At 46.7% G+C, this 15,172-nt stretch carries 16 protein-coding genes; 4 read left to right on the top strand and 12 right to left on the bottom strand.

From position 1 onward, the window contains the following. Positions 1-39: 39 nt before the first annotated feature. Positions 40-912, bottom strand: a complete 873-nt coding sequence (locus ACLVWU_RS07180) for a LysR family transcriptional regulator (RefSeq protein ID WP_413578309.1) — start codon at positions 910-912, stop codon at positions 40-42. Positions 913-1,001: 89 nt separating this feature from the next. Between ACLVWU_RS07180 and ACLVWU_RS07175 the strand changes: the two genes are divergently transcribed. Continuing rightward, on the top strand, positions 1,002-2,222 hold the full coding sequence (locus tag ACLVWU_RS07175; protein ID WP_413578308.1) for a hypothetical protein: 1,221 nt from the start codon (positions 1,002-1,004) through the stop codon (positions 2,220-2,222). Between the two features lie 82 nt (positions 2,223-2,304). Here ACLVWU_RS07175 and ACLVWU_RS07170 read toward each other — a convergent pair whose 3' ends face one another. From ACLVWU_RS07170 to ACLVWU_RS07160, 3 genes are all read right to left on the bottom strand, one after another. Continuing rightward, positions 2,305-3,207, bottom strand: a complete 903-nt coding sequence (locus ACLVWU_RS07170) for a class I SAM-dependent methyltransferase (protein WP_413578307.1) — start codon at positions 3,205-3,207, stop codon at positions 2,305-2,307. Positions 3,208-3,352: 145 nt separating this feature from the next. Beyond that, positions 3,353-4,237, bottom strand: coding sequence for an alpha/beta fold hydrolase (locus ACLVWU_RS07165; protein ID WP_413578306.1), 885 nt, complete (start codon positions 4,235-4,237; stop codon positions 3,353-3,355). A gap of 72 nt (positions 4,238-4,309) precedes the next feature. After that, on the bottom strand, positions 4,310-5,176 hold the full coding sequence (locus ACLVWU_RS07160; RefSeq protein ID WP_413578305.1) for a hypothetical protein: 867 nt from the start codon (positions 5,174-5,176) through the stop codon (positions 4,310-4,312). A gap of 224 nt (positions 5,177-5,400) precedes the next feature. On the opposite strand from ACLVWU_RS07160, the gene ACLVWU_RS07155 reads away from it, so the two are divergent. Beyond that, positions 5,401-5,976: a septal ring lytic transglycosylase RlpA family protein gene (locus ACLVWU_RS07155; protein WP_413578304.1), complete on the top strand. Its 576-nt coding sequence runs from the start codon at positions 5,401-5,403 to the stop codon at positions 5,974-5,976. 15 nt (positions 5,977-5,991) lie between these two features. Here ACLVWU_RS07155 and ACLVWU_RS07150 read toward each other — a convergent pair whose 3' ends face one another. Both ACLVWU_RS07150 and ACLVWU_RS07145 read right to left on the bottom strand, forming a co-directional pair. After that, complete coding sequence (locus ACLVWU_RS07150; RefSeq protein WP_413578303.1) at positions 5,992-6,573, bottom strand: hypothetical protein; 582 nt, start codon at positions 6,571-6,573, stop codon at positions 5,992-5,994. Then, positions 6,573-7,130, bottom strand: coding sequence for a cell wall hydrolase (locus ACLVWU_RS07145; RefSeq protein ID WP_413578302.1), 558 nt, complete (start codon positions 7,128-7,130; stop codon positions 6,573-6,575). Before ACLVWU_RS07145 ends, ACLVWU_RS07150 begins: the two co-directional genes overlap by 1 nt. A 205-nt stretch (positions 7,131-7,335) precedes the next feature. Here ACLVWU_RS07145 and ACLVWU_RS07140 point away from each other — a divergent pair, with 205 nt between their 5' ends. Together ACLVWU_RS07140 and ACLVWU_RS07135 are read left to right on the top strand one after the other, a co-directional pair. Continuing rightward, the gene (locus tag ACLVWU_RS07140; protein ID WP_413578301.1) at positions 7,336-8,043 is read left to right on the top strand and encodes an HRDC domain-containing protein; all 708 of its coding nucleotides are present in this window, start codon (positions 7,336-7,338) and stop codon (positions 8,041-8,043) included. Positions 8,044-8,160: 117 nt separating this feature from the next. After that, positions 8,161-8,562, top strand: a complete 402-nt coding sequence (locus tag ACLVWU_RS07135; protein ID WP_413578300.1) for a hypothetical protein — start codon at positions 8,161-8,163, stop codon at positions 8,560-8,562. 6 nt (positions 8,563-8,568) lie between these two features. Here ACLVWU_RS07135 and ACLVWU_RS07130 read toward each other — a convergent pair whose 3' ends face one another. The 6 genes from ACLVWU_RS07130 to ACLVWU_RS07105 form a co-directional block, all read right to left on the bottom strand. Next, on the bottom strand, positions 8,569-9,165 hold the full coding sequence (locus ACLVWU_RS07130; RefSeq protein ID WP_413578299.1) for a hypothetical protein: 597 nt from the start codon (positions 9,163-9,165) through the stop codon (positions 8,569-8,571). Positions 9,166-9,174: 9 nt separating this feature from the next. Then, positions 9,175-10,344 carry a hypothetical protein gene (locus tag ACLVWU_RS07125; protein WP_413578298.1) on the bottom strand — a complete coding sequence of 390 codons (1,170 nt, stop codon included), beginning with the start codon at positions 10,342-10,344 and terminating at the stop codon, positions 9,175-9,177. A gap of 111 nt (positions 10,345-10,455) precedes the next feature. Further along, entirely contained in the window at positions 10,456-11,628 is a 1,173-nt protein-coding gene (locus ACLVWU_RS07120; RefSeq protein ID WP_413578297.1) for a hypothetical protein, read from the bottom strand. Between the two features lie 40 nt (positions 11,629-11,668). Further along, a complete protein-coding gene (locus tag ACLVWU_RS07115; RefSeq protein ID WP_413578296.1) occupies positions 11,669-13,078 on the bottom strand; it encodes a hypothetical protein in 1,410 nt (469 codons plus the stop codon). 48 nt (positions 13,079-13,126) lie between these two features. Beyond that, positions 13,127-13,789, bottom strand: a complete 663-nt coding sequence (locus ACLVWU_RS07110) for a hypothetical protein (protein WP_413578295.1) — start codon at positions 13,787-13,789, stop codon at positions 13,127-13,129. Between the two features lie 12 nt (positions 13,790-13,801). After that, positions 13,802-15,076, bottom strand: coding sequence for a hypothetical protein (locus tag ACLVWU_RS07105; RefSeq protein WP_413578294.1), 1,275 nt, complete (start codon positions 15,074-15,076; stop codon positions 13,802-13,804). Positions 15,077-15,172: the final 96 nt, after the last annotated feature.

Genomic DNA, 15,172 nt, shown 5'->3' with positions numbered 1-15,172 from the left:
AAACGCAAAAGGCACTGATTGCAAGTCAGTGCCTTTTTTTTAAGTTTGAAGATGCGTCTTCAACAGTTCTAGAAAGGAAGTTGCCTTTGCCGACAGGGGCCGGCCTCGTCTTTTCACCAACTGCAAGGTTCCCACTAGCGGCTTTTGCTTATTTAAAACGAACAGACGATTTTTACGCAGCTCTTCGTTTACCAGGTAAGATGGAAACATTGAAACTCCACATCCTGACATCACCATTTCCTTATGCAGAAAATAACTGTTGGCAGAATACTGGATGCGCACGCCGGGGATAAGGGATTTCACCAGCGACCATTCTTTGAAATCTTCAAGTCGACCGTCTTCTATTTCCCGGGCCGCAATAAAAGAGCGCATAGCTTCAGGGTTTTCGCGGATTCTGGTAGCCGCTACGATGTAAAACTGAATTTTTAGAAAAGGGATGAATTCCAGATCAAGCCCCGACCGACTTTCGCTGAATAACAAAGCGAACTCCAGCCCACCCGCTTCGACTTTTTGTAACATGTGTTGAGCCGGTCCCATGACAACGCTGGAAACAACCAGCGGATGCTGTTTTTGAAACTGCTGCAGAACTTTCGGTAGAACGTGCTGACTCATTGAATCCGAAATACCGAATTGCATGTACCCTTTGAATTCCGCTTCTTCGTCGCGAACCAACTGGGGCAAGGCATCCATCACTTCAAATATTTTCTTACACTCTGAATAAAGCCGCTCCCCAGCAGCGGTCAGGGAAACAGACCGGGTGCTGCGCTCAAAGAGTTTGGCGCCGATCTCTTCTTCAAGCGAGCGCACGGCACGACTTAGACTGGGCTGTTGAGCATTCAACCGGCGCGCAGCCTGGGAAAAGCTTTTATCGGTGGCCACAGCGAAAAAGTAGCGAAGAGTGTTTGAATCCATTTATGCAATATAAGCATAAATTCGATAAAATCAATGCATTGGACATATATTTCACAACCGCTTAAAGTTGTCTGACTAAAGGATACAAAATGCTATTTTTCTGCAGATTCAGCGCGATCTATTTTGGACTTTACTGTTTGCCTTACGCTTTAAGTTTGATTCCGGGGGCCAACTACCTTCAAGGATTGTACTGGGAATCCACGACACACGCTGCACGCTGGGCTGCTAAATCTTTTTTTGGTGTAAGTACTTTCATCGATGGACCGAATGGCAGCGGTGACACGGTCGTCGAATACGTAAGAGCTTTGATCCTGCTAGCAATTGCTTTCATTGTTGCCAGCATCACGTCCTTTATTTCGGAACAGACTTGGGAAGATACGGCCTTCACCGCAGTTCAGCTGATGATTCGCCTGTCGCTGGGTGGACTCCTTATTGGATACGGCCTTGCCAAGATCATTCCACCGGGACAGTTCCCCCACCCATCGATTGCCAACCTTGCTGTACCGCTTGGCGAGTCTTCGCCGATGGGGCTATTGTGGACCTTCATGGGAAGCTCCCGGGCCTATTGCAATATTACGGGAGGCCTGGAGGTACTTGCGGGTATCATGTTGTTTATTCCAAGACTAAGTCTGCTGGGGGCTCTTCTTAGCATCGCTATCATGGCCAACGTGTTTTTCTTAAACATGTGTTACGATGTGCCGGTCAAACTTTTCTCAGGGCATTTGTTGATACTATCAGCCTTCTTGGTTTTGCCGGGGGCAAGACAACTATTTAACTTTTTTGTTTTACAGGTCCCCACCACATTTAAGGGGCCCGCGGAGCTATTTGAGCAAGGTCGGTGGAATCAAGTAGCATTGGGGATTCAAGTTTTGCTTTTGGCCTTCACACTTTATTCGACGATCCGACGGGATTTAAAATTCGGTGAACAATTCAGACAGCGAGTTGCCGAAATCAAACTTCTGGGGATTTGGAGTATTACTCCCTCTCATCTGTCGGACTCGTCCTCTTGGGCTCGATTGGCCTTTGATCATAAGAGTCGCATGTATGCATTCAGCAATGACGGCCAAATGCAGCGTTTCCAGGCCAAATACGACTATGAAAAGATGACTATTGAACTTAAAGGAATGGATGATTTGAAAATCGAAAAGAATTTTTCTTTCTCGCTGAATCAAAATCAAACTGAAGTGGTTTTGGAAGAGTCTGCCAATGCTACTGGCGAGAAAATCAAACTAACTAAACAGCCTGACCCACAATACCTTTTGAATAATCGTGGGTTTCGCTGGATTAACGAGATGCCCTTTAATCGCTAAAGGGCTCTGCGACACACGTTTATTCCACGCTTCTTCAAACTAAAAGAGCCGACTCATTGCTGAATCGGCTCTTGGTTGCAAATTACTTTCGAGCGGAGATTAAATAGAATATCTGTCCTCCAGCGAAGTAATAAGAATTACTTTGCATGGCTGATAGAAAGGTTTCATTTCTTTTCTGGAAGTAAATCCAGTATCTATCAAACTCTTCTTGAGTTCCGCCTGCAGCAAAGAAGTATCTTTCTGCATCATGCTTCCACCAACCATGATCCCCGTCTTTGAATTTCTTCAACAACTCGATGGTTTCCTGATCGCCGACCGCATTGTAAGGCGGCAACGTTGAAAAGCATTTATCAGATTGATGAACTGAAATATTCGATACACCCAGCTCCGACAGCAATTGCGGAATACGATCACCGATAGAGCCATCTCCTTCTTGCAACAGGATTTTTCCACGCTCGCACATCATCTCGAATTTCAAATTCTGCAAAAACAGATCAAGATCAACGTTCACGTCTAAACTGGTTTTGACCAGATTCTGGCAAATGTTGTTTGGCTCGGCGACAAGTAGCAACCCACCAGGCTTTAGAACACGTAAAAATTCACTGAGCGCTTTTTGGGGATCATAAAGGTGAATCAGCACTGTTTGGCAGGTGACCATGTCAAAGCTGTTGTCTGCAAAAGGCAACGCCTGAGCATCACCGATTTGATATCGCGCTGGTCTGGCAATCGGAGCAAGCTGGGATTTTTGCACCCATTGCTCTTCACGATCAACACCCACTATTTGCGCGTCTTTTGCCAGGAAGGGCGCCAATAGGCGTCCCCAATGACCGACTCCGCAGCCGACATCTAATAAAGAATGCACATTGTGAAGCTGACAGCGTTTCGCCATGAGCTCGACAAAATCCAGATTCCACCAATGATTGCGTTGTTCACCAAAATATTCTTCAGAGTGCAGACGTGGCTGCACGTTTGGATCGTTTTCCATAGTTTCTCCAATTAATTAGGCTTAAATAGGCACTAGAATCCCTTTGAGGGATTTAAACTCTTAAATGAGGCGCATTGGATGGAAACTAAGGTGGTGCTTGATACATAAAGCGAGTCTTAACTGAATTAAAAACCTGAAGCAAGGCCTAAAAAGGTGCTGCTAAGAATTCGTTGATAAACCCTGCCGTGTATTCGTGAGTTTTTGCAACCGGTTGAGCCATCGAGGTTTCCCCGAGGAAGTCCCCGTGTCCACCTGGAACTATCATCAGCCTGGAGTCTTTAATCAGTTTGCTTAAAGCCACCGCGTGTTCAGGGGTTGAAACGTCGCGGTCTCCTTGAACGATCAACGTGGCAGACTTGATCTCGCGAACTTTTGCATCTGGTATGTCTTTGAAGGAGCGCATACGTGCAGCATCTTTGTCATGCATGTTTCGAAGTGCTGCTTGATCCGGGTTGATTTTGAGGTAGGCGTCCTTCAACGATTGAGGCATATCTGCAAAAGTTGCAGTCTTCATATAATCGAAAAATCCTGGGGCCGCCCCACTACGCTTTGTAAATGAGGAGATGTGAACCAGCTTACGCACAAGCTGTGGATGTCGCAGTGTAACCTGCAGAGCATTTGTAGCGCCGTTGCTAAAGCCCATGACATCAACTTTTTGGATACCAAGTGACTTTAGCAATGCGGCAACGTCATCAGCTGTTTGCTCAAAGGACACGGGCCCACTACGGTCCCCGCTTCGCCCATGAGCTTGCTCGTCAATCGCGATCACTGTTCTGTTTGTTATCAGATAGGGAATCAAATGGGCCCAAGTGACATCGATACTGGATCCCCCGCCATGCAGAAGCACCAACGGCACTCCGCCTTTATCGCCGTGAATCTCGTAATACATTTTCAGGCCATTGACTTCAGCATAGCCCGAGCGAACTTGGGGAGGTTTTACTTCAGGTGCTTTCGGAGCAGAAGCGCAACTTATCATCATTATGCCGATGGCTGCGACCACGAAACTACAAACACGATTCGCCTTAATCATACTAGCCTCTCCGGAATAGATTCCAAGCTGACATCATATCCAAGTCGACGGGCAAATCTAACTATTATGTGTTTATTTACTAAAGAATGTCATCTCGCTGGCATTGTCGGCCAGGGCTTCTTGAATTTGTCGGGCTTTTTCAGGACTCATGCCCGATGGAACAAATGTATTCTTTGAAATATCCAACCCCAGGGCGTCTTTAATTAAAACCAATGCTGAAATATATCCACCGATCAGTGTCGCGTGACTCCAGTCTTCACGATAAAGCTCTTCGGGTGCAACGATGCCTTTTTCCTGCAGCTCCAACCACGCACGTCCCACTAACGATAACTTCACAGGATGATTTTGTGTGTGGAACTTATAACTTTGATCAATCTGATTTTGAAACTCGTGCTTGTCACCACCAAACCAGGTCTGATCAGCTTTTTCTGAATCTTCTGGAAAGCGCACTCCCGGATGATCATCCGCCAGCATAGAGTGTTGAAGACCCCAAGCCCAATTCACATACATGGTTACATCCGAGTTGTTCTGAAAAACAATATCAAGAATTTTCGGCAGGTATTTTGAGAAACTTTTTACGCCCAGGTTCCCCGTCGCTTCCCACCACGGAGTTAACTCCAAAGATTCAATACTGTGGCCTTGAAGAATCACGTGATCGTAGGGCTTCAACATCAAAGTCTTTGATTGCTCGTTGTAATAATGACGCTCGAAACTGTAGCCGCCAGGCACATTAAAATCATAATTGATAGTCAATTCCGGATCGATGGATTTTGCAATTTCTCGGATCATGCGCGGCAGAGCGGGGTCTTCCATAGTTCCATAACCCGGAAGATGTGTGTAACTGTTGCCCAGGAACAAAACGGAAATCTCGCGACTCCAGGCTGGAGACATTTGGGCAATCACTAGAATGAATACCAAAAAGGTCGCTGTTCGTTTCATAGCTTCGAATATTCCCAAAATGGCAGAAAAATTCAAATTCTTAGTCTCGAAAATGGCATTTCTACACTCTTTTATTTAGGACCATTTACTAAGAATGTCCGTGTCCAAAGAGTATCAACTGTCTAAAAATAATTGATCAGCCAGCCTTTCTAATTATTTCAAAACCGTTGTAATTGCGCAGCAATCTACAAAGAGGTGGCATCTATCTTGAATAGATAAAGCGTATGTCTAACGCGAAATTACTCCTCATTTTAATATCCCTGTTTGCGACACCGCTGCTGTCTCAAGGTAAGACATTCTCCGGAGAAGCCGCTGCATGCGCTCCTAAATCAGATCTTCAATCTCAATTGAAAGAGGTTTCTGATATTGTAAATCCACAATTACAAAAACGTTCAGAAATGGAAGTTCCTGGCTACAATTCTTGTGGTGGAAAACAAAAAGGGATCGCTTCCGTTTATGGAATTCACGGTCGTGATAATTTTGCTGGCAAGCGCACTGCCAGCGGCGAAAAGATGCGTCCTGAGAAATTGCGCGCGGCTATTTTACGAAGCGCCTCCAAACAGTATCCAATGGGTAGCTGGGTGCGTGTCACCAGTGGTGAACGCTCAGTTGTCGTTTGCATCAATGATAAAGGTGGCGGCAAAAGAGGCCGTGTGATTGACCTTTCAGCTGCTGCCTCAAAACAGCTTGGCGGAGATGATTTGACTAGAGTTGAAGTAGAGTGCCTTCTGAAACCCTCTGATGGGCCTGGGCGTTGCGACGATAAAGTGGCCGCCCATATATCCGCGAACGACTTTTAAATCATTCAGAACAGACTATGGCAGTTTAACCTGAATTGCTTTACCGTCTGTGATTTCATAAACTGCAGCCGAGCCCATAAATCGCTCAACCTGAATACCCGTTTTTTTACCCAGTTTTTTGGCATGCTCTTCTTGCGCTGGAATTACGTATAAAGGAATGCCCGTTTCCTTTTCCTTATTTTCGTTCTTCGTCATTATTTTTCTGATATTTGGAATTTTCCAGGACTGTATTTCGATAACTTTCCAAGTACCCGCCACATTGACCAGAGCCACCGCGTACTGCTGATATAGATCGCTGCCCAAAAGCACGATGTCTTTTACACCATCGCTGTTAAAGTCCGCTACAAACGCCATAGGGGTACCTTCAGCGTTAACTTCTTTGACTAAACTTTTTACGGACTCGCCGTAGTCTTTAAGATCAAAAACCAAAAATTCCGGACGCCATTGAATAAGGGCTTTACGGGCATCTGCAGGTACAGAGACTGTTGCTATTCCGCCTTTGACCACAACTCCCACAGTGCTATCAGTAGACACGGCCACGGGGCCTGCCCAACTCGAAAAACCATAAAGAAGTATAATCGCCAAGACGGATTTCATTAATTAATACCCTTCCCTGAACTTGCCTTTTTCTCAGGCGTATAGTCCCTATATTTAGACTCTGCACCCAGCTTTCTTGGGCACTTTTCGCCACGAGGAACTAAAAAAGCATGATTGCCAATGGAGCCGCATTTTTTCATACGACGTGCCCAGCCTGGCGATGCTACATTCGGGTTGTAATAGTAGAGCACTTCATTCGGACCTTCACGAACTGAAATCTTGACGGCTTTTCTACATCTATCAAGTGCTTCTCTGTCTTCTTCACGCTTTGCTCTGATATTGTTAGCGGCTCTATCCTCTGTCCAACTGAACTGGGCGTCGTCAAAAACCACTCCGCAGGGAGAATTTGGAAACGAGTCGTCTTCGGCACGGGACAAGACAACCTTGTTGACTGCAATCATTCCATCCAAAGGTTCACCCCGAGTTTCATGATAGCAATTGCACACCATACAATTTTCAGCGGATTGATTGTCGTTGCAGGTTAATGAAGCTGCAAATACATCCGTGCCTACAAAGACAAAGAATGAAGTCAAAAAACAGAGTGAAACTATTCTCATTCCTTATATTTTACTCAGATAACTCACATTCTAAAGGCCTTATTGGTAACATATTGTGTTTCTGGACCAAACCATTCCGCCTAAAGTCCTACAACTCGGTTTAGTTTATAATACGTAAAGTATATCGTTTCACTATGACTGTTTCAGAATGAAAAATGCGAGGCAAGAATCAACTTAACCAATTTTTCGTCGATAAGAATATCCTATGGGAAGACTTTGGATTGCTCTCTGGAACTGGTTTAAATCCGGGATATCAAACGAAACCGCCACTTACATCGACTCACGAGGATACGTCATCCTAAAGCGTAATCGTGAGATGGAACATCGCTATATTGCGCAAACCAGAATAGGCCGCCCACTCTTCTCTAACGAAGTGGTCCATCACATCAATGGCAGGAAGACTGATAATTCGATTACAAATCTTTGTCTGATGGATCGTGAAAAACACGAACTTTTTCACTCGTGGTTAAGATGGAAAAGAGATAAAACAGGACACTATCCATCGATCTTTACTCAGAAAAGAATATTGAAAACGGAATACAAAGGTATTCTCCTGGAAAGTATTTATCCAAAATTTCCCCCACCGCCCCCAACTCGCGCTCGCGGCCCTCGTTTCCCGTTACAGGAAAAGAAGTTTGTAGTCACAACAGATGGAGTTTCGGATGCATTCGACAAGCATTTCAAACAGCTTAGACGAGCGCGCATGAACCTTGCCAGACAGCGATACCTGCCAGCTTATATGATATTTCACGACACCGCTTTGAGGGAAATGGCTGAAAAAATGCCAGATTGTCCAGAAGCCATGATGCAAATCAAAGCTCCGCAGGAAAATCTACAGAAATACGGCCCCTATTTTCTAGGGGTCATTCGAAATTTAAAAAACAGCAGATCTCATAGTTCCTCGGCCTCATAGTGATTTTGCGACGGCATGGAGTCGGATAGATCCGTAATGAGACAAAAATGAATCTGGAAACAAGACTTGGACCATTGTTTGCTTTTCAACGGGGGCCAGGTCGTGGCTTAATAAGTTATGGGTTTGAAAGCAAAAACGAATTTTCTTACTTCAATTGTCTTGGGTCTTGCCTTACTAGCGCCATTAAGCTGTGGTCAGTCCTACAACTCTTCTTACTACGACGCTGATATTTACGGCGAAGGTGGCGGCGGTACTCCGGAGTTTCAGGCCGCTCAAGCGATCTTGCGTACTGAATGTGCGACTTGCCATGCGCAAGCCAGCCATCAATCCTGGGGCAATATCTCGGAAGCTCAGTTCATTTCTTTGGGATTGGTTTCACCGGGTAATCTTTCCGGATCACAGCTTTACACAAAGATCCGTAACAATACCACGGGTATCGTCGGCAATATGCCGCAGTCATCAACTCTTAGTACAGCCCAAATCCAAACTATCGAAACCTGGATTTTGGGAATTCCCTAAACTCGCCTACATTCGGTAAGCGAGTCCGACTCTCCAGTACATGGTCTCGTCTTTATAAACCATACCGAAACTTTGCATGTATTCAAATCTTTCGCTAACACGCGCGCGCAGATCAATAAAGCCACCAGAAATCATTTTGGAACCTGACTGCACAGTCATATTGCCACTGCTACCCGACGACCAATTTACGTTCTTCATATACGTATTTAGATCAAACCCCAGATCAACCTTGGGACCCAGACGATAAAACACCCGTGGTGTAATTCGAAACGCCATCCATGGGACGCGGGCTTCAAAATAATTCAATCCAGCACTCTTATCACCACCGACAGCACTGCCACTGGCGATACCACCACCGATACCCCAACCCCAAGTGGCATGATGGAAGTTCTTTTCAACTCCCACTCCGAACCCATAGTAAGAAGCCTTGGAATCCTGAGTGGCCCCAAGATTATCGGTGATCGAAAGCTTTTCCACCCAAGAGTTGAATTCTGCAGAAAGCTGCCAACGCTCCATCGGAGCGATGACTTTTGCAACCGACTTTTGCGCATGGCTGTTCAAGGAAAACAGAATGATCAGTGGTAAAAGAAGAATGCTTTTCATACCGGTCTCCTAAAGTGAAAGATGCAACTGACTTTGCAACATCCAGGTATCCTGAGTCACGCTGTCATCGTTAATAGTGCGACCATTGACAAACCCCGCGCGGAACTCTACCCGCGGCATGGGGAAAGCCAATAAACCGAAAGACCACTTAAACATGTCTGAAGAATCTGATGAAAGAGTCGAATTGTAGTACTCAATCTGACTGAGAATATTGTAGCCCCGGGTAATTCGGGTCAAATTCTGCAACATTAAATATCCACCCACTTTATCGCTGGGATTAGAGAGCGGACTGTCCTTCACAAAACCAACCTCAGTCAGCAGACTATCCCCTTTTGCGAAGCCCAGCTTTTGGTGGAACTCCAGACGTGTTTTTTCCACGTATTCGTTCTTAGACCCCAGCACGGCAAAGCCCAGACGGTTTTGATCAGCAACGTCGAATTCAAACATCACGGAGGCACCTTTTTGGCGCACATCCGCCTCCTCTTGGACCAGATTTCCGACAAACACATTGCCGGTCACTTCCCAGCCATCACCATAGTATTGAGTGATCACTCCCGAAGACTGATCGTTTTGCGCCAAATCCGTAACATTACGGCTGTAGGCGGTATGATCAGCCGTGCGAATACCAAATACTTTGTCCATCAAGCCAACATATGTGAAGAACTTTTTATTCACCTGCCAGCGGAAATAATGCTCACGGGAAATCATATTCTTATTTTCGGGGTCATCGATATTGGCACGAGAAGCTGGCGTTGGCTGATAGCCTCCAGATAATACAAATAGATATTTCCCACCACGATCCAACTGAACAGCGACGTTTGCATCGGCTTGCATGGTGATGTATTTGCTGACGGCAGCAGACCCACCCGGATTATTCTGAAAATAAAGACCACGATACTTGATACCGGGACGAATCCACCACGGTAATTGTGTCGAGCCCAAAAAGCCTGAGCTCGCAGCGATCTCTTCCTCGGTGGTTTTGGAATTAAATACGGCGCGGGAGGCGATCTCTGTTGAGAAGAGTGCGCGTCCATAATCTGTCAAGGGGCCATTACCCTGACCGTTATAGTGGCAAGTAATACAGGTATTGTACCCATAGGAAATAAAATCAGGGTACGCTTGAGCTGGTTCTGATATTAAAGAACCCAACAATAACAATATCGGCAGAATAAAAATCACGCGGCAACCTCATTTGAAGAACAAAACCGAATTGGACTTTCAGTCTATGGTTCCTACTGTTGAGGCGCAAATCAAAAGCTTGGAATATGCAGCGCTATTTTGCAGTGCTCCCTACTGAGGAGCACCTTTATCAACCCAGGTGTTGACTATGTTACGTTGAGCTTCCGCCAAAATCCCACTTGTTGGCATCGGGTTATTGGCATTGTTCATTCGCGATTTGATATTTGCCGCCGCCAGTTTGGCTGCCGCATAGTTCGTTAAATCCAGTCCGCCACTGGCCTTACCAGGAGCATGACAGGACACGCAGCTATTGGCGAATACCCCACCCGAAGCGACCAACTGAGTGAATGTCACTGTTGCCGGAGTCGCTGTCGGAGACGCAGTAGCAGTCGGTGTTGGAGTCGGTGTTGGGTTCGTGGCACTGGTTGATTTAAGCGTTGCAAACTGGAGCGCAATCACATCCGTCGCATTTGGAGTCATCACCAGCAATGCATTCGCCGTTCCCGCTGACAGATTCGTAGCTGTGGTGGTCGAAATCACCGCATTCACATTTTGATAAGTCGTTACTTCAGAAGCCAGATTGCTATTGACGTAAATACTGATTACTTGCGCCTGGTAGCTGCCGGAAGAGGCATTCTTCAATCGCAATGAAGGATTGCGGAATTCGTATCCTTGAGTCACCCCACCCACTACCGCACGGCGGATTTCGATGGTCGCCGTCAAAGGAACGGAAGGAGAGGCTGTTGCTAGATCCCAAGTCATTGTTTGGAAATTCGTATTTGTCGCTAAATTCGCCGGCACGGTAATAGACGCGGACTTCACACCACTGGAGGGAGCTGACGCACCAGTGTCAACCAGACACTGCGCATACTTTTCCTGAGCAGCCGACCAGTAAGAATTAATTTCAGTTATGCGCGCCTGATTCACAGGTCCCGTATAGGGAGGTTTATGGGAGGCATTCACTGCTTGGGAAGAAATTTTTGCGGCTCCTACACTGGAAAAAGCCGTATAAGAAGTCCTGACATCTGTTGCTCCAAACACTCCAAGACCCGGCCCGCCCGCCACGTGACAGCCGCTACAAGTTTGAGTCAAAAACGGATGGAAAGTGCTGGCATATACTTTTACGATGGCCTCTTCACAGGTTTCACCACCTGCAGTAGAAAAGTACGTGCTACCACCGGAGATACTGCTCATGACGAAGCCTTCGCCACAATTGTTGAACGCAACAAGAGTGACCACAGCCCCTACGGCCCAGAATAATTTTTGTCCTAACTTAGTCCCCATCACTCCCCCGAGCAAATGACCTACATACCCAATCGAAACCTTAGGCGACTTTAATCACCTGAGAAAGCTGATTCGAATCCAGGATTCGCCCACCGACACGATCAAATAAATCCATACGCTTATTGGCCTGACACCAGTTTGCAAACACGGCTGCCGCCACCAACTCAGGATTTGATCCTGTCACAAAGGACGGATCTGACGCCTGGTTGTTGTTAAAATGACCAACCTGGAAGTCGCTGGTCGCAGGACGACCTGCAGGATCGAAATAAAATAAATAAGCCACGCCGTGACCACGATCACCCACCCAGGGCGCTGCACGATCTTCGGAAGGATCACTGTAAACAGAACCATCAGAAACCACCAGCACCATCACTGGTTTACCCAGGACCGATGCTGTCTGAAGGATTCTGCCCACTTCATTCCCGGCATCCAGGTCTTTAGCATCCCCTGCGGTGCGCGTATTGTTGTGGTAATCATAACCACCAATTTCCAAATTCGAAGCTCCGGCTTGCCCGAGCAGAGTGTTGTAAACCATGGCCCCAAAAAGCAGTTCACGGTTGTTATTAGCGGTGTTGGCGTTAATACCCCAAACACCCGCAACCGCAGAACTGGATCGAGGATCCACTGCAGAGTTTCCTCTGGCAATGACATCCATATTTTTAATGCCAGCACAGTCCAAAACCGTTTTCACGGTCTCGCCTCCTTGAATGGAGGCTATCTTACGAGTCTGACTTTCCGTCAGATTGCTCATCAATTTCACCAAAGAACCTTTTTGAGAGGCATTCAAAGCGGAACCCAATGTGGAACTATAGCCAATGGAAGTCAGCAATGAATTATAATTTCCCACAACCAAAGGCGCTGGAGGTGGAGCAAATCCCGCAGATTGGTTCATTCCTGTGCGCGTATTGCGATTCCCCATATTCGGCAAATTGGATCCAACCAATCCAGCTTTCGTAATCGCACCAGACACGTCAAATTTATTGGCGTTGGTGTCGTTTTGGGAATCCACGCAGAAGGCAACGAAAGCAGTTTTTGCAATTGTTGCCGCATTGGCTTGCGTCTTTAAACCTGTCAGGAATTTACTGATACCATTTCCGGCAAAAGGGGCATTGCCGAAAGCTCGTTCGATAGGTACCTGGTTATTACCAAGTCCCAGTTTGTTGTATGTGGAAATGGGCTGGCGTGCAGAATTCATCGGCACGTAGTTCGCTGCCATCGCAGCGCCACCACTTAGATTGACTGTTACGAAGGGAATCAGTGAATTTGGAATCGGACAGTCCGCAGCAGTAGCCGCCTGAGCCGAACTTCCCAAAACCAAAGACATCCAGTTTGGCACAAACATATGCGCCGCAAATGGAATGATCCCAGCTGACAGGAAGTCACGACGACTCACCGGCTTTTTATGCCCTGACTGCGCCCACAGTGGGATGTCTTTTTTATTTTTTGCCATATTCTCCCCCCAGAGAAATCCAACCAACTAAAATCAATAAACTAAAAACTAATAGGTAATTGCATCAAAGCTTGAAAGCATGGCTGCGCACGTTGCCAGCATCAAATTGCTGGTGGACGCCGCCTGCGTACGAGCCGCGGCAGCCAAGGCTGCGACAAACTCGGTTTTATAACCCTGCAACAGCGTCAGCTCTTCCGCATTGACGTTTCTGCCCCAATAAGAGCGAGCCATCCCACGCACACTGCTTGCAAACTGCTCGTCAGTCAGGGAGTTCACCCCGGCCGCGAAGTTGACACTGCCAAAGAATGCACGCTGAGCCGCGGCTTGCGCTTTCTCCGCCGTCAAAAGTGAATTGCAAACCTCACCAGCCAGACTGGTTGCACTCAGCATCAACGGACCGTTGGCCATGCTTAAGTCATTACCTGCTGCCAGGGCTCCATATCGACTTGTGTATTCGTTCGACAATGTCGTGCTGACCGCTGTGACATTCGTCACACGCATCATCGATGCCATAGTTTGTTCTGCAGAAAGTAGCGCATAAGGAATACCCAGCTTTTCTGAGTCTGTTTCCTCAACAGAGCTAGAGCCCGTTGATGCAAAGTCCTCACTGATTGGCAGCTGTCCGTAACGACCACAGTTGTTAAAACTGATCGCCACGAAAATCATTGAAGGAAGAACGTAAAATATAAATTTAAAATATTTCTTATTCATAAATCCCCCCTTCTAGTTCAAACATTCTGTTTTTGTTGCCATATTCTCGAATAACTTTTTTAACTTATATCCATCCCGTTCAAACTCATCACCCCAGTCTTTTAGTTTTGCTTTGTCAGCAACCGGGTCCAAAGTTTTACGACAAACAGTTTCGAATACGGTCTTGGCCATGCACTGACTGAATCTTCTTGAGTTCGCCACCACTCGGCCAAACCCAGCCGCACCTGTGCCACTGAGGGCATCACCACGCCATTCAAAAAAATCGGCGTTTTTAGGTCTGATGGCATTATTCACAAAAGAGGCATTGGTCGTCACATAACCTGACGGAAAGACCGTGCCGTTGCGATTCATTTTAACAATCACACCCGTCGTTGCGTCTGCCGCGATACGATATTCTGCCGGTGAGCCGCCACGGGTGTTCACATCAGAGTGTTTGATGCCCAAGTTGTCGTAATCCCATTTGGCAAAAGCCCCGCGAAATCCATCCATCACTGTGTGACAGCCCTTGCACGAAGTGGAAAACTTCGTATGGTCACCACCTGGAAAACGGTCAATGTCACGGCCGATCCGCAAGTCAGAGGCACCAGTATCTGCCCAGTCATTCAACGGCACACACATAAATTCGCGGAAAGTGTATTCAACCAGACGGCGATTCGTGCCGGCAGAGGCATGCGCGCCCATGAACGCACGTAAAGTCAAAACCCCCGCAGGATCCGGATTCGCCACAGACGTTGTGGCGCTGGTAGCAATTTGCTGACCCGTTTTACGAACAAGGTTTGTCGCAAGGTTCACACGCTTCTGTTCAAGATCCACATAGTGATTGTTTGAAATCAAAAGATCCGCAACCAAGTCAGAACGAACATCGGTGCCGCTGCCCATGTAGTAGATATTGCCAGTCAATAGCTCACGCGCATCGGTTTGATCACGAGTCACGCCGATAAAGGTAGCCACCAGGTCATTCAATTCAGTTTTGATAGTTTCATCACGAGTTGAAAGTTTCAACGCCATCAACTTTACTGTGATGTTCAAAAAGTTATTATCCGCAGTAGCGACCTGGGCCGCAGCCGCAAGGTCACCTTTGTTTAATAGTGCCACCATTTGAGCAACGATGGGGCTGTCTGCTGGAAGCTTGGTACCAGTTAAGCGCTCATACATTTTGCGCGCTTTCAATTCCATTGCTGAAGGGTCTGCAGCAGTAACCACAGGTTTCACCTGAGCCATAGCTGATTGGCTGACCGCAGTCAGTCCCATTGCAACGATAAGTGTGGTAGTTAAGAATTGCATCATGTCCCCCATGCCCTTATCGACAATTTTCGCTCGAAAACGACATGATCCCCATAAAAAAATCTTGCAATCTCAACTTGATACTGCAGAAGTTTTTGT

The sequence above is a fragment of the Bdellovibrio sp. HCB290 genome (genome assembly GCF_047305925.1).
Lineage (GTDB): Bacteria > Bdellovibrionota > Bdellovibrionia > Bdellovibrionales > Bdellovibrionaceae > Bdellovibrio.
This window is presented reverse-complemented; position numbering and strand designations above follow the sequence as displayed.

What these genes read in the sequence shown, in the direction of transcription:
- ACLVWU_RS07145 (WP_413578302.1), bottom strand. Translation starts at nt 7,130, where the DNA reads ATGAGAATAGTTTCACTCTGTTTTTTGACTTCATTCTTTGTCTTTGTA.
- ACLVWU_RS07115 (WP_413578296.1), bottom strand. Translation starts at nt 13,078, where the DNA reads ATGGCAAAAAATAAAAAAGACATCCCACTGTGGGCGCAGTCAGGGCAT.
- ACLVWU_RS07135 (WP_413578300.1), top strand. Translation starts at nt 8,161, where the DNA reads ATGGGTTTGAAAGCAAAAACGAATTTTCTTACTTCAATTGTCTTGGGT.
- ACLVWU_RS07160 (WP_413578305.1), bottom strand. Translation starts at nt 5,176, where the DNA reads ATGAAACGAACAGCGACCTTTTTGGTATTCATTCTAGTGATTGCCCAA.
- ACLVWU_RS07155 (WP_413578304.1), top strand. Translation starts at nt 5,401, where the DNA reads ATGTCTAACGCGAAATTACTCCTCATTTTAATATCCCTGTTTGCGACA.
- ACLVWU_RS07165 (WP_413578306.1), bottom strand. Translation starts at nt 4,237, where the DNA reads ATGATTAAGGCGAATCGTGTTTGTAGTTTCGTGGTCGCAGCCATCGGC.
- ACLVWU_RS07170 (WP_413578307.1), bottom strand. Translation starts at nt 3,207, where the DNA reads ATGGAAAACGATCCAAACGTGCAGCCACGTCTGCACTCTGAAGAATAT.
- ACLVWU_RS07120 (WP_413578297.1), bottom strand. Translation starts at nt 11,628, where the DNA reads ATGGGGACTAAGTTAGGACAAAAATTATTCTGGGCCGTAGGGGCTGTG.
- ACLVWU_RS07150 (WP_413578303.1), bottom strand. Translation starts at nt 6,573, where the DNA reads ATGAAATCCGTCTTGGCGATTATACTTCTTTATGGTTTTTCGAGTTGG.
- ACLVWU_RS07110 (WP_413578295.1), bottom strand. Translation starts at nt 13,789, where the DNA reads ATGAATAAGAAATATTTTAAATTTATATTTTACGTTCTTCCTTCAATG.
- ACLVWU_RS07180 (WP_413578309.1), bottom strand. Translation starts at nt 912, where the DNA reads ATGGATTCAAACACTCTTCGCTACTTTTTCGCTGTGGCCACCGATAAA.
- ACLVWU_RS07175 (WP_413578308.1), top strand. Translation starts at nt 1,002, where the DNA reads ATGCTATTTTTCTGCAGATTCAGCGCGATCTATTTTGGACTTTACTGT.
- ACLVWU_RS07105 (WP_413578294.1), bottom strand. Translation starts at nt 15,076, where the DNA reads ATGATGCAATTCTTAACTACCACACTTATCGTTGCAATGGGACTGACT.
- ACLVWU_RS07140 (WP_413578301.1), top strand. Translation starts at nt 7,336, where the DNA reads ATGGGAAGACTTTGGATTGCTCTCTGGAACTGGTTTAAATCCGGGATA.
- ACLVWU_RS07130 (WP_413578299.1), bottom strand. Translation starts at nt 9,165, where the DNA reads ATGAAAAGCATTCTTCTTTTACCACTGATCATTCTGTTTTCCTTGAAC.